Source organism: Corynebacterium lactis RW2-5, assembly GCF_001274895.1.
GTDB classification, from domain to species: domain Bacteria; phylum Actinomycetota; class Actinomycetes; order Mycobacteriales; family Mycobacteriaceae; genus Corynebacterium; species Corynebacterium lactis.
This window is the reverse complement of the sequence record NZ_CP006841.1, coordinates 2,347,536-2,360,689: the sequence shown is the minus strand read 5'-3', so window position 1 is coordinate 2,360,689 and position 13,154 is coordinate 2,347,536. Positions and strand designations below refer to the sequence as shown.

The window sequence follows — 13,154 nt, the reverse complement described above, 5'->3', positions numbered from 1 at the left end:
TCTGAGGTTGCACAATGTATGTATGAGCAACTCTGAGTGGACCCCTGAAAGTGTATGGCAATCCATTATCCGCGGAAACCGCCGCTTCGTTGAAGGCAAGTCGGCGCACCCGCGCCAGAATGAGGGGCGCCGTCAAGAGCTGACCCACGGACAGAAACCGAAGGCCGTCGTGCTGGCCTGTTCCGACTCCCGCGTTCCAGTCGAGATTATTTTCGATCAGGGCCTCGGTGACATCTTCGTTATTCGTACCGCCGGCGAGATTACCGACCTGTCGGTGCTGGCTTCGCTGGAGTTCGCGGTCGACGGGCTGGGGGTCAAGCTCGTCGTCGTACTCGGCCACGAGTCCTGCGGCGCAGTTGCCGCTGCGAAGAGCGCTCTGGATGGCGGAGATTTGCCGGGAGGATTTCAGCGCGTGCTCATTGAGAAGGTCACCCCTTCTCTGCTGGCAGCCCGCAAGGATGGGCAGCATACCACGGACGAGTTTGAGCGCCGCCACGTCCAGGAGATTGTCAACCACATCGTCGATCGCTCGCCGGAGATTTCCTCCCGCCTCGACGCCGGCGAGGTCGGCGTCGTCGGCTTGCGCTACCGCCTCTCCGATGGACTCGCTGAGACCGTAGTTACCCAGGGTGTCAGCGAGAACCCGCTACCCTAGAAGGCGTGACGAATCAGCTGCCTCCAGAAATCTACCGGCGTCGGCGTATCGCCGCGCTGGTTATCATCGTTGTTGTAATCCTCGCTGCGCTCTGGGGAGTCTCCTCGCTGCTCAGTAAGGATGACACCAGTGCTGAGCAGGTCAATGTCACCAGAGATGATGGCAAAAAGGTGACCCCCTCTGGAAAGGCAGCTGAGCCGTATAAGCCCAGCTCTGGGTCCAAGGCGAAGGACGATAAGGCTGATGCCGCGGATCCTGCAGCAGAGCAGAATGCGGAAACCGCGGCGCTCGCCGCGAAGAAGGACTGCAGCCTTGCGGATCTGCAGATTAAGGTCAACTCGGACCGCCCGAACTACGGGGCGGAGCAGCCGAAGCTGGCGCTGACCATTCACAACCCGACCGGCGGCGAATGCGTAGTCAACCTCGACGAACAGAAGCTGCGCTTCGAGGTCTTCACTCTCGGCGATTACCAGCGAGTCTGGTCCGACCTGGACTGCAACGAGTCCGAAGGGCAGGGCGAGCTGCGCCTCCAGCCTGGTGCGGACGCTGTCTACACCGCGGTCTGGTCGCGCCTGACCTCCGCGCCGGGCAAGTGCACTGAGGCCGATCGTCAGCAGACAGCCCCCGGTCCGTACCTGTTTTACGGCCTCGTCGGTGATAAGAATTCCGACGGCTACACCTTTAACCTCGGCTAGTAACTTCGGCTAGGCGCTCACCCAGCCTGCCGCTCGCCGAGTCCCAGCGCAATCGCCTCGGCGATGGTGCCTGCCTCCAGCAGGCGCATGCCCATAGGTCCCTTCGATCCGCGCGGGACTATGGCCGTGCGAAAGCCCATGCGGTGTGCCTCCTTCAGCCGCCACTCCAGGTCTGGCACGCGTCGAACCTCTCCAGCCAGACCGAGTTCTCCAAGGGCAATGGTTTTTTCCTGGAATGTCTTCTTCGTCATGGACGATGCCAGCGATAGCGCGATGGCCAGGTCCGCTGCGGGCTCCGTCAGAGACATTCCGCCGACGGTGCTGACGTACATCTCCATCCGGGCCAACTGTTTGAACTTTCCGTGCTCGGTCAGAACCGCCGCGACCATGGGCACCCGCCTCGGGTCGAGCCCCGAGACGTTTCTGCGCGGGTTATGTGCCTCGGTGTTGATCACAAGCCCCTGGACTTCTGCCAGTAGCGGCCTGCGCCCGTCCATGGCCACGGTAATGGCCGTTCCCGAGGTCGGCGTACGGTGGTGCAGGAAGAGCCCCGAGGGGTCCTCTACCTCCGCGATTCCGGATGCGGTCTGCTCGAAGCAGCCCACCTCATCCGTGCTGCCGAAGCGGTTTTTCAGACCTCGCAGGAAGCGCAGCCCGGAATGCCGGTCGCCCTCGAAGTTGAGCACCGCATCGACGAGGTGCTCCATGGTTCGGGGGCCAGCGACATTGCCGTCCTTTGTCACGTGCCCGACGAGGAAGATTGCAGTGCCCGTCTCCTTCGCCAGCGCCGCCAGTGCAGAAGTGACCGCTCGAGCTTGGGCGACACCGCCGCGGGTGCCTTCGACGTCGGCCCGCATTGTCTGCACCGAGTCCACAATCAGCAGGCCGGGCTGTAGCTCAATAGTCTGGTCGATGACGTCTTCGATATTGGACACCGCCGACAGGTACAGGCTGTCCGAGAGTGCACCCGTGCGCTCGGCTCGTAGCCGCACCTGGCCCAGAGACTCCTCGCCCGTGATGTAGAGAGTTGGCCCCAGCTCTCCGTCAGCGCACCGGTAGGCAACCTCGAGCAGCAGCGTGGACTTGCCGACGCCGGGTTCGCCTGCGAGCAGCACGAGCGAGCCCGGAACGATGCCCTGACCCAGCACTCGATCCAGCTCCCCAATGCCCGTCTTGGCCGCGTGCGCGGCCTTAGCCGAGATCCCCGTGATGGCGGTCAGACCTGTGGCCGTCGTGGGGATCCGGTCCTCGAGGGAGCCGGACTCGCGGAAACCGGCCTCCGCTTCGTCGTTAAGCGCGCACTCGTTGAGGCGCTGGCTGGTCTGCGCGAGGCTCTGCTTGGAGGTTGCTTTACGACGCCCACCGGCGCCCGCCTCCCCAGCCGCGGGGGAAGCGCTTCGGCGGCGGTTCTTGGCGACGCGAGCCGCTCGGGTTGCAATCGATTCCTCGAGACTGGTGCCGGACTTGGAAGAACTCACTCGGACGGTGATTTTTTCCAGCGTTCCCCATTCCTTGCAGTTGGGGCACTGGCCGACCCATTTAGTGACTTGCCAGCCGCACGCGGAGCACTCGTACGCTTCGTCTTTGGACTTTGCCACGTGGAAAACCGCCTTAGAAAAAATTGTGCCCAGATACGCCAAATCGGACCAGGGTCTGTACTTCATGGCGCTGCGCGCGCCACGAGTACTTTAAACCTTGGTCCGGATTAGGCGACCGATCGCCCAGTCAGTGAGAAAGGGGTTTGAAGACTACTTGGCCTGCTTCGGAGTTTCGATCTGGCCGTCTGCACCGCGATTGGCCTGGCCGGCCTCGAGGATGTCAGCGGAGACAGTAGCGGTCAACGGGTAGGTGACCTTTGCGCCGTCCTTGTCGGTGAACTCGAAGGTGACGTTGCGGTGCTGAGCAGCAGCAGAGGACTTCTCGCCGACGAGGGACTCCGGGTTCAGGGTGTTGCTGAAGTACGCGATGCAGCCGGTGTTGTCCTTAGCGGTCTTGGCCAGTGGCGCAATGACGGACTCGGGGCCAACGACGAGCTGGCAGTTACGTGGTACGGACTTGTCGCCCTTCTTGTGCTCCTTGTAGGAGGGGGTCTCGCCAGCCGGCTTCAGGGTGACATCGCCAACACCGTCGACCTTGATGGACTTCAGGGTGAAGAAGGAATCGGTGGCGCGCTGCTGGTTAGAAGCGGAGAACTTCAGTGCGGCGGTGTCGCCTTCCGGGTCGACCAGGACGTGGACATCGCGCAGTGCGACAGAGCCGATGCGCGGGTTGCCCTTTGCTTCGGACTTGCCGGCTTCAGCCTTGCCGATGTTCAGGGAGCCATCGACTGCGGGGAGCTGGTCTGCGGTCTGAGAGACCTGGCCGGCACCACAGGCTGCGAGAACAACCGCAGAAGCTGCGGAGATGGCAACGATGGAGCCACGACGAAGAACGGACTTGAAGGCCATAACTAGGTTTCCTCCAGGAACTTGAGGATGGGCGATTGGATTCTAGGTATTTAAAGAACACCTTAGTGTCTTCCTAAGATGTTCTCATACTACCCGTAAATTTTCGGGGGGACATGATAGGGTAGAAGGCCGTTGGAAGGGGCGTGCACTTTACATGGAATTCAGCATTGGCGATACCGTCGTTTATCCGCACCACGGTGCAGCAAAAATTGAAAACATTGTTGAGCGGGAGCTTGGGGGCGAAACCGTTCAGTATCTTGTTCTCCAGATTTTGCAGAGCGATCTGAATATTCAGGTGCCCGCCAAGAATGCTGAGCTCGTGGGTGTCCGCGACGTTGTGGGGGAGGAAGGCCTGCGCAAGGTTTTCTCCGTCCTGCGCGAGACCGATGTTGAAGAGGCCGGTAACTGGTCCCGCCGCTACAAGGCCAACCAGGAGCGCCTCGGTTCGGGCGACATCAATAAGGTCGCAGAGGTTGTTCGCGACCTGTGGCGCCGCGACCAGGATCGCGGCCTTTCCGCCGGCGAGAAGCGCATGTTGAGCAAGGCCCGCCAGGTTCTCGTGGGTGAGCTCGCGCTTGCCGACGGCGTGGATGAGCAGAAGGTTGAAGAGGTCTTCGCACGCGTGGACGCCACGATTGAGCGGCACCAGGCGCTCGCAAAGGAGTCGACCGAGTCGGAGGCGGAGAAGCCCGCAGTCGACGATGAGCCGGTGGACCTCGACGCGTAAGGGCGCGTAGTACGGGTCTGCAATAAATGCGGGGCGTTGCCCGCTAGACTCGAGGTCGTGACTTTCAAGATCTTCGATACCGCGACTCGTACACTTCGGGACTTCGAGCCCATCCGTCAGGGGCATGCCTCGATTTACCTCTGTGGCGCAACTCCGCAGGCGCAGCCGCATATCGGGCATGTGCGCTCTGGCGTCGCCTTCGATATCCTCCGCCGCTGGCTCGCCGCCAAGGGGCTTGATGTCGCATTCGTGCGCAACGTCACGGATATCGATGACAAGATTTTGACCAAGGCTGCTGAAAATGGTCGCCCGTGGTGGGAATGGGTCTCCCACTTTGAGCGCGAGTTCACCTGGGCCTACGACCAGCTGGGTGTTCTGCCTCCGAGCGTGGAGCCGCGCGCTACTGGCCATGTGACTCAGATGGTTGAGTACATGCAGCGTCTGATGGATAACGGCTTCGCTTACGATGTCGACGGCAGCGTTTACTTCGACGTCGACGCCTGGTCGAAGGCATCCGGCTCCGACTATGGCAGCCTGTCTGGCAACCGCGTCGAGGAGATGGAACAGGGCGAGGTCTCCACGCCGGGCAAGCGCGGTGCACATGACTTCGCACTGTGGAAGGCCGCGAAGCCGGGCGAGCCCAGCTGGCCGACTCCGTGGGGCAACGGCCGTCCCGGCTGGCACCTGGAGTGCTCCGCGATGGCGACGTACTACCTGGGCTCCGAGTTCGACATCCATTGCGGTGGTCTCGATCTGCAGTTCCCGCACCACGAGAACGAGATTGCACAGTCCCACGCAGCCGGCGATGGTTTTGCCCGCTACTGGATGCATAACCACTGGGTGACCATGGCCGGCGAGAAGATGTCCAAGTCGCTCGGTAACGTCCTGTCCGTGCCGCATATTCTTACGATGGTTCGCCCCGTGGAGCTGCGTTACTACCTGGGTAGCGCACATTATCGCAGTGTGCTGGAGTACTCGGAGGAGTCCCTGCATGAGGCGGCCGTGGGTTACCGCCGCATCGAGTCCTTCCTGCTTCGTGCGAATGACAAGTTCGGCGAGGTCGCGGTTGGCCAGTGGACCGAGGAGTTCGAGGCCGCCCTCGATGAGGATCTTGCCGTCCCGCGCGCGCTGGCCGAGATTCACAACACGGTTCGCGCCGGTAACCAGGCGCTTGCCGACGGTGATGCGGTCAAGGCCCAGGAGATCGCCGGCGCAGTTCGCGCTATGGCGAATGTGCTAGGCTTCGACCCCTTGGACGAGCACTGGTTCGAGGCCGGCTCCTCGAACGACAATGCTATGCACGCGCTGGGAGTTTTGGTGGAGCATCAGCTTGAAGAACGCGCGAAGGCACGTGCGGAGAAGGATTGGGCTAAGGCTGATGCGGTGCGTGATCGTCTGACGGAGGCGGGCATTATAGTCACCGATACGGCGGATGGCCCGTCGTGGTCGGTATCTGAAAAATAGTCGGCCCGAGAATTTAGTAATCGCTAGCGGATAACACGACGGAAGCAGGGAAAACTATGGCAGGCGGCAATCGCCGGGGCGCGGTGCGCAAATCCAGCAAGAAGGACGTCGGCGGATCGGGTGGCCAGAAGCGTGGGCTGCGTGGTAAAGGGCCGACTCCCAAGGCGGAGGATCGTGTCTATCATGCTGCTCATAAGCGTGCGGTGCAGAAGCGTCGCCGCGATCAAGGGCGCCATGAGAAGAAGTCGGATGGAACTGAGCTGGTAGTCGGCCGCAATCCGGTCGTCGAGTGCCTGCATGCGAAGGTTCCGGCGTCTTTCCTGGTGGTTGCTCTCGGCACCGATAACGACGACCGCCTGCAGGAGGCCGTCCGTATCGCCAACTCGCGCGGCATCCCGATTCGGGAGGTGCAGCGCCACGAGCTGGACCAGATGACCGGCAATACGATGCACCAGGGTATCGGTCTGCAGATTCCGCCCTACAAGTACGATGTCGTCGAAGATTTGATTGACAAAGTGGCCGGTAGCGGCGAGCCCGGCCTGATTGTTTGCCTGGATAACATCACCGATCCGCGCAACCTCGGCGCCGTGATTCGCTCCGTGGCGGCCTTCGGCGGCCACGGCGTTGTAATTCCGGAGCGTCGCTCCGCGGCAGTTACTGCGGTCGCCTGGCGCACTTCTGCTGGAACCGCGGCGCGACTGCCCGTCGCGCGTGCGACCAACATGGTTCGCTCGCTGAAGCAGTTCCAGAAAGCCGGATACCAGGTCGTCGGGCTCGACGCCGGGGGCGAGCACACCCTCGACACTTACGATGGCACTACACCGACCGTGGTTGTTGTTGGCTCCGAAGGCAAGGGCATCTCCCGTCTCGTCCGCGAGACCTGCGACACCATCATGTCCATCCCGATGACCGGCTGGGTGGAATCTCTCAACGCCTCCGTGGCTGCGGGCGTAACGCTCAGCGAGTTCGCGCGCCAGAGGCGTGCGAACGGCTCGGATAAGGCGGGCAATTAGGCCGCTCGCTCTGTAGCGATGGCCGTTTGCCACCCCCGTTACACATTCCTAGTCACACCTACTGTTGGGTATGTGACTAGGGATTTTTTAATGCCATTTAGAATGGTGGCGAGCGCTATTACCCCCAATTTTTGAGGGCTTGCAGCAATACTGCGTTTGTGGGGATGCGCTGCAATAATTCTCGAGTTAATATATTTTGCGACAGAAAGTTCTCCGGTTGTTGCCCAGGGTACTGGGGGAGGGGTCCCGCCCTTTTTCGAAGGCTCCGTTTAGAGTTACACTTTCGAAAAACTGGCGATAGCGGTGCCCGCTGGTCTAGTAACTTTCGGATGCTCGACCCGCTCACAAATGCGGGAAGGGGGCCGCCAGAAGCCTGACAGCTTATGGGGGCGACTTTCTGTCATCGCCATCGCGATCCACTGTATGGCGGCCTCGCAGTAGGGCTGGTGTGAGCTCCCGTCCGGGGTTCACAGAAGCATAGAAAAACGGTCCCACTACATCACGGGGATGCTGGAGAAGTTTCCGGGCATTCCTGGGGTGAGGGGGCCGTTTGTGCTATTTTGTCTTTGCCCTACTGGACGGTCTCGCCGGCCAGCGGGTCGGCTGCCGCCCAGCGGGCGGCCTGCTCGTCATCGCGCGTTGCCTTGCGCGAGCGGACAGCGCCGATTGCGCGGCAGATCAGGTAAATGGCGAACGAGATCGTGGTGACGAAGACACTGACTGGCACGCCGGGGGCAAGCGACAGGATGATTCCGCCTACGGCTGCGACCTCGGCGAAGATAAGCGAGAGCATCACCGCCTTGATTGGGGAGGCCGTAACAAAGGAGGCTGACGCGCCCGGGGTAATCACAAGCGAAATAATCAGCAGGGAGCCGACGATTTGTACGCCCTGGGCCGCCACCAGGCCGGTCAGGATGGCGAAGTAGAGCGCCAGCGCCTTGACGTTAACACCGCAGGCGGCGGCCATTACCGGATCCGCGGAGGCGAACAACAGCGGCTTCCACTTCCACACGACGCCGCCCACGACAACCACCGCAACAGCTGCCATGATCCACAGCGAGTTGTCGGTCAGGCCCACGATTTGGCCTGTTAGGAGCGAAAACGCGGTGTTCGTGCGGCCGGGATAGAGGTGGATGAAAAGGACCGACAGGCCCATGCCGAAACTCAGCACCACGCCGACGACCGCGTCCTTGCCGCCGCGCATGCTGAGTAGTGAAAGCACGATGGCGGTCAGAACCGAGCCGACCATCGCGCCGCCGCCGACGTTCACGCCGAGAAGCAGCGCGCCGGAGGCGCCCATCAGTGCCAGTTCGCTGGTGCCGTGGACGGAGAAACTCATCTGGCGCATCACAATCAGTGGCGAAATGACACCGGAGATAATGCCCAGCAGGGCAGCCGCCAGCAGCGCATTGTGCACGAAGCTGACCTGGAGTAGCTCCGCCGTGTCGTTGATGAACTGCGTCATGACGCGATAACCAGCCTTCCCTCGACACTGGCGACAATGATCTTGGTCTTATACAGCTCCGAGAGCGTCTCCGAGGTAATAATCTCGCGAACCGGGCCCACCGCGTGGCCGTGCGGGGTCAGGTAGAGCACCCGGTCGCACACGTTCAGAATTGGGTTGATGCCGTGTGTGACAAAGACGACTGCGGTCCCGTGCTCCTGACGCCGGCGCTCCAGGCGCTCCACCGTGGTGCGCTGCGCCGCCGGGTCCAGGGCAATGAGGGGCTCGTCGCAAAGCAGAAAATCGGGATCCGTGACCAGTGCCTGCGCCTGGCGGACGAGCTGCTGCTGGCCACCCGACAGCGTGCCGACGCGCCTGTCCGCGATGCCCGTGGCACCCACATAGGCGAGAATCTCGCGGGCTGCCTCGCGGTTTTTTCCAGCGGCGAGCTCGACCAAATCGCGAACCCTGATTGGCAGGTCGGGGTCGAACATCCGCTGTTGCGGAACATAACCGATATTGCCGTCGACCTTCACCGAGCCGTGGGTCAGCTTTCGCGTGCCCAGTGCCGTGGTTAAAAGGGTGGACTTGCCGATGCCGTTGGGGCCCAGGATTGCTAGGAACTCGCCGGGCGCGACGTCGAGATTAAGGCCGGACCACAGCGGTTCGACTGCGGCATCGGTGAAGGTCAGGGAGGGCAATTGTTAGATCTTTTCCATATCGGTGAGGGTGCGCTTGTACAGGTCGAAGTAGGACTCGTCCTTGCTTGGCGACTCGTAGACGTTTACAACCTTAACGCCCTTGGCCTTCGCGGCCTCGAGGAGACGCTCGGAAACCTGGTCGTGCGTCTGTGGCGCGTCGATGATGTAGTCGAGGTCGCCGGACTCAATCAGCTTCAGCATGGCGTTGACGTCTGCAGCGGTCGGCTCGGACTCGGACAGGGTCGCCTTGCGGTAGCCCTCAGGGGTGATGTCTTCGACCTTGGTGTCGTCGATGATGTCATCGGCGAGTGGGTGAATCTGCGCGACCTTGGCTGCCTTGATCTTGGACTTGGAGTCCTTGATTTCCTTCAGCTCCTTGTGAATTGCATCGGTGTCGGCCTCCGCTCCCTTGTTCTTCAGGGCGTCCGCGAGCTGGTGCGCGACCTCGTCGACCTTGCCGGTGTCGTACCAGATGTGCTCGTTGGTCTCGGCATCTCCGTGGTTGTGGCCTTCGTGCTCGTGGTCGTGTGCGTCGGCGGCCTCTGCCTCGTGGTCGTGGCCCTCGTGCTCGTGGTCGTGTGCGTCGGCGGCCTCTGCTTCGTGAGCGTGGCCCTCGTGCCCATGGTCGTGCCCATGGTCGTGATCGTGGCCCTCTTCCATGGCGAGAGCGGAGATGATGGTTTTGTCTGCCTTGTCCTTCAGGGACGAAGTCAGCCAGGCATCGTAGTGTCCGCCGCCTGCGAGGAGGATGTCAGCCTCCTCAACCTTGGCCATGTCTGCAGCGGTTGGCTGGTAGGAGTGTGGATCAATGTCGTTCGAGGCAATAATCGGCTCGATAGAGACTTTGGAATCGTCGGTAACAGCGTCGGCGATGTCGGCCCAAACCTTGGTGGAGGCGACCAGCTTGATCGCGCCGTCGCCCGCAGCGGTCGAGGAATCAGCGGAGTTGTTTTCACCGCTGGCGCAGGCGCCCAGGCCTGCGACCAGTCCGGCGCTTGCGATAATCGCGGCAATCCTCGCCTTAGCGCGTGACTTCATGGGTCAATCGTTCCTTTCGGTTTGTGCCCGTCTGGCCCACTAACGGGCCATTGTTGAAAACGGTTGCTATTTACATTGCTAAGTTAACCAATTTTGAAGGCGCTTGGGTAGGTAGGACAGCCTTGATAGCCACGGCAATGCCTGAATAGAGTAAAATTGTTGCTTGATAAACAAGTTCTTTGGGCTTCTCGGGTGTGTTGGCCTCAGCCGGCGCATCTAGTCGCACCGCTTTGTTAGGGGTGGCATTTTCGTGTCGAACAGTCGTCGGCGGGGCACCTTGGCCTCGATTGCTGCAGAATTGGGCGTCTCGCGGACGACGGTTTCCAACGCCTACAACCGCCCCGATCAGTTATCTAATAAGCTGCGGGAGCAAATTCTCGCCACCGCCGAGCGTCTCGGCTACCCCGGCCCGGATCCGATGGCCCGCGGCTTGCGAATGCGCCGCGTCGGAGCCGTCGGCGTGCTGTTCACCGAGCATCTGCCGTTCGCCTTCGAGGACCCCGCCTCTGTGGATTTCCTAGCTGGCCTTGCCGAGGAACTCGGCGAAATGGGCGACTCCATGCTGGTCATTCCCGCCTCGTCCCAGAGCGAGGGGGAGTACGACACCAATCTTATTCGCCAGGCAGTCGTCGACGGCTTCGTGGTCTACTCCGTCGCCGATAACGACCCCTTCCTCGCCACCGTCCGCAGCAGGGGCTTGCCGACGGTGATTTGCGACCAACCGGCAGATGTCAGCGAGATTGCGTTCGTGGGAATCGACGATCGCGAGGCAATCAAACCTGCGGTCCGGCACCTGACTGAGTTGGGACACAAGAGAGTCGGAATCCTGTCGGTGAGGCTCTCGCGAGATCCGAATGATGGAAGCGTTACGCCCAAGCGCCTTGCGGCCGCGCACCACCAGGTCCAGAAGAACCGTGTTGAGGGTGCTCTCGAGGCGCTGGCGGAGGCAGGTATTGACGCGGGTGAGGTCCCAATTGTGGAGCGCCACTTCAACGACCGGAAGAACAATAAAGAGGCGGCGGAGGAGCTGATGACTTCCCACCCTGACCTGACTGCGGTCGTGTGCACTACGGATACTCAGGCGCTGGCGGTGCTCGAGTACGCCAAGGAAAAAGGAATTCGCGTCCCTGAGGAGCTCTCGGTGACCGGCTTCGACGGTATCGAGCGCGCGAAAATGCTCGGGCTCACGACGGTTATCCAACCGAATCGAGACAAGGGAAGAGCCGTCGGCAAGGCCCTTGCGCAGGAGATTGCGCGGAATAACGATAGCCACGGTGACACGCAGCCGGCCGGGCGCGTACTGCTTCAGACCCGCTTCGAGGTCGGTAAGACGACGGCGCGGCCAACCCAAATTGGTTGGCAGAAGTAGATGTAAGTATCAGCAATTCTGGCTAGGCGTTAAGGTCTAACGTATGAACGAACAGACGAACGCTATTGCAGATTCCTCTACGATCACCGTGGCGCCGGCGGGCGAGCAGTTAGAAGAGCTGGGACACACCGTCGGTTTGGACGAGATGTCGATTCGTGGCGCTATGAGTGAATTCACCACCGGCGTCACCATCGTCGCTACTGAGCATGAGGGTGAGAAGGTTGGTTTCGCCTGCCAGTCCTTCTCCTCGCTGAGCCTCGATCCGCCGATGATTCTTTTCACGGTTATGAAATCCTCCCGTTCGTGGCCGCACATTGAAAAAACCGGCACATTCGCAGTGAATGTGCTGGCAGAAGACCAGGAGGACATCTCTGCGGAGTTCGGTCGCCGTAACGGAAAGAAATTCGATTCGGGCCAGTGGTCCCGCTCGGAGCTGGGTAACCCGCTGCTGCACGGCAGTTCGGTGTGGATTGATTGCACGGTTGCCGACGTCCACGAGGGCGGCGATCACTGGATTGTCACCGCTAATATCGTCGCTATTGGTCAGCGCGACGAGGTCAAGCCATTGATTTACCACCGCGGCTCTTACGCCCGTGTGCTGCGCCCGGGTATCGATGCTTCCGTCGAGGAGAAGTGGCGTCAGCGCCCGTCCGTCTAGGGTTCTGCGCGCCTAGCGCTCCGCCAGTGACACCGCCGTCCAGCCGCGGTTGGTGTCCGGCGACCCGGTGTCGGTAATTTCGCTCAATCGCAGGCCGTTCGGCCCCACGGTGAAAAGGTAAGATCCTCGCGCCATCGCTTCGAAGCGCGTGGCAAAGGTTTTCGCGCTCGGGTCACACTCCGTCTGGCGGGTGGCGGTGGGCTTGCCGAGTTCCACTGAGTTGTCCAGCCATTTGACTGTTCCCTCAGCGTTGCCGCATGCCGTTGTAATGGCGTAGGAGGTCTGCCCGAGCGTAATCGTCGGTGGAGCCTGGTTCTCCGGGGCAGCGCTGGGCAGCGTCGGGTCGTCAAAAACCTCTATCACTTGCCATCGCTTTCCGACGATATCTTCCGTGGGCGAAGCGGCCTGGCACGAAACCACGGCCACGGATGCCCCCGCGGCCGCTAGTGCAATCGCAGTCGTCTTTGCGAAGGTGTCACTATTCACGCGCGAATCTCAACTAGGCCTTTTTAGCGGCCTTCTTGGTGGTCTTCTTTGCCGCCTTCTTCGTGGTCTTCTTGGCGGCCTTCTTGGTGGTTTTCTTACTCGACTTCTTGGTGGACTTCTTCGCAGTCTTCTTGGTGGACTTACGAGTGCGCTTCGTGGTCTTCGGAGCGTTTTCCTTCTCGTACTCCTCGTGGACCTTCTTGAAACTCAGGCCTTCCTTTTCCACGCCGAGCATGCACATGAGAGTGACAGCGTCGTAGAAGTCCTCGGAAAAAGAGGCGACGATTCGCCTTGCACCAGCGGCGGTCTTCTCTTCGACCTTATGAAGGGCCTCATTCTGAGCGGTACGAGTGTCAGTGACCTTCGGTGGCACGAATCCTCCTGGCTTACATGGCCGGTTTAAAAGCTCACGAAACGAGCACATGCGCCGGAAGGCGACGGCAATCGTAGACCGTGC

14 protein-coding genes are annotated in these 13,154 nt (G+C 61.1%); 7 read left to right on the top strand and 7 right to left on the bottom strand.

Features of this window, described 5'->3' with window-relative positions; all coding sequences use genetic code 11:
- Positions 1-22: 22 nt before the first annotated feature.
- Positions 23-655: a carbonic anhydrase gene (locus CLAC_RS10465; protein WP_053412868.1), complete on the top strand. Its 633-nt coding sequence runs from the start codon at positions 23-25 to the stop codon at positions 653-655.
- A 5-nt stretch (positions 656-660) separates the two neighbouring features.
- Positions 661-1,350 carry a hypothetical protein gene (locus CLAC_RS10460; protein ID WP_053412867.1) on the top strand — a complete coding sequence of 230 codons (690 nt, stop codon included), beginning with the start codon at positions 661-663 and terminating at the stop codon, positions 1,348-1,350.
- Between the two features lie 17 nt (positions 1,351-1,367).
- Here the strand turns inward: CLAC_RS10460 and radA are convergent, their stop codons facing one another.
- Together radA and CLAC_RS10450 are read right to left on the bottom strand one after the other, a co-directional pair.
- Complete coding sequence (radA, locus tag CLAC_RS10455) at positions 1,368-2,948, bottom strand: DNA repair protein RadA (protein ID WP_053413406.1); 1,581 nt, start codon at positions 2,946-2,948, stop codon at positions 1,368-1,370.
- Between the two features lie 150 nt (positions 2,949-3,098).
- Positions 3,099-3,797, bottom strand: a complete 699-nt coding sequence (locus tag CLAC_RS10450) for a hypothetical protein (RefSeq protein WP_053412866.1) — start codon at positions 3,795-3,797, stop codon at positions 3,099-3,101.
- 154 nt (positions 3,798-3,951) lie between these two features.
- Between CLAC_RS10450 and CLAC_RS10445 the strand changes: the two genes are divergently transcribed.
- The 3 genes from CLAC_RS10445 to rlmB are packed head-to-tail and all read left to right on the top strand — an operon-like array spanning position 3,952 to position 7,001.
- Positions 3,952-4,524, top strand: a complete 573-nt coding sequence (locus tag CLAC_RS10445) for a CarD family transcriptional regulator (protein WP_053412865.1) — start codon at positions 3,952-3,954, stop codon at positions 4,522-4,524.
- 57 nt (positions 4,525-4,581) lie between these two features.
- Complete coding sequence (gene cysS, locus CLAC_RS10440; RefSeq protein ID WP_053412864.1) at positions 4,582-5,988, top strand: cysteine--tRNA ligase; 1,407 nt, start codon at positions 4,582-4,584, stop codon at positions 5,986-5,988.
- A 56-nt stretch (positions 5,989-6,044) separates the two neighbouring features.
- A complete protein-coding gene (gene rlmB / locus CLAC_RS10435; protein WP_053412863.1) occupies positions 6,045-7,001 on the top strand; it encodes a 23S rRNA (guanosine(2251)-2'-O)-methyltransferase RlmB in 957 nt (318 codons plus the stop codon).
- A gap of 571 nt (positions 7,002-7,572) precedes the next feature.
- On the opposite strand, the gene CLAC_RS10430 is transcribed toward rlmB, so the two are convergent.
- From CLAC_RS10430 to CLAC_RS10420, 3 genes are read right to left on the bottom strand one after another with little or no spacing between them, the layout of a single operon-like run.
- On the bottom strand, positions 7,573-8,466 hold the full coding sequence (locus CLAC_RS10430) for a metal ABC transporter permease (RefSeq protein WP_053412862.1): 894 nt from the start codon (positions 8,464-8,466) through the stop codon (positions 7,573-7,575).
- Positions 8,463-9,146, bottom strand: coding sequence for a metal ABC transporter ATP-binding protein (locus tag CLAC_RS10425; RefSeq protein ID WP_053412861.1), 684 nt, complete (start codon positions 9,144-9,146; stop codon positions 8,463-8,465). The genes CLAC_RS10430 and CLAC_RS10425 overlap by 4 nt, the downstream gene beginning before the upstream one ends.
- 3 nt (positions 9,147-9,149) lie before the next feature.
- Entirely contained in the window at positions 9,150-10,184 is a 1,035-nt protein-coding gene (locus CLAC_RS10420) for a metal ABC transporter solute-binding protein, Zn/Mn family (RefSeq protein WP_053412860.1), read from the bottom strand.
- Positions 10,185-10,434: 250 nt separating this feature from the next.
- Here CLAC_RS10420 and CLAC_RS10415 point away from each other — a divergent pair, with 250 nt between their 5' ends.
- Positions 10,435-11,553 (top strand): LacI family DNA-binding transcriptional regulator, encoded by a 1,119-nt coding sequence (locus tag CLAC_RS10415; protein ID WP_053412859.1) that lies wholly within the window; start codon positions 10,435-10,437, stop codon positions 11,551-11,553.
- Between the two features lie 43 nt (positions 11,554-11,596).
- Positions 11,597-12,211 carry a flavin reductase family protein gene (locus CLAC_RS10410; protein WP_053412858.1) on the top strand — a complete coding sequence of 205 codons (615 nt, stop codon included), beginning with the start codon at positions 11,597-11,599 and terminating at the stop codon, positions 12,209-12,211.
- 12 nt (positions 12,212-12,223) lie between these two features.
- Here the strand turns inward: CLAC_RS10410 and CLAC_RS10405 are convergent, their stop codons facing one another.
- The gene (locus CLAC_RS10405; RefSeq protein ID WP_053412857.1) at positions 12,224-12,697 is read right to left on the bottom strand and encodes an META domain-containing protein; all 474 of its coding nucleotides are present in this window, start codon (positions 12,695-12,697) and stop codon (positions 12,224-12,226) included.
- Positions 12,698-12,710: 13 nt separating this feature from the next.
- Positions 12,711-13,070 (bottom strand): hypothetical protein, encoded by a 360-nt coding sequence (locus CLAC_RS10400; RefSeq protein ID WP_053412856.1) that lies wholly within the window; start codon positions 13,068-13,070, stop codon positions 12,711-12,713.
- Positions 13,071-13,154: the final 84 nt, after the last annotated feature.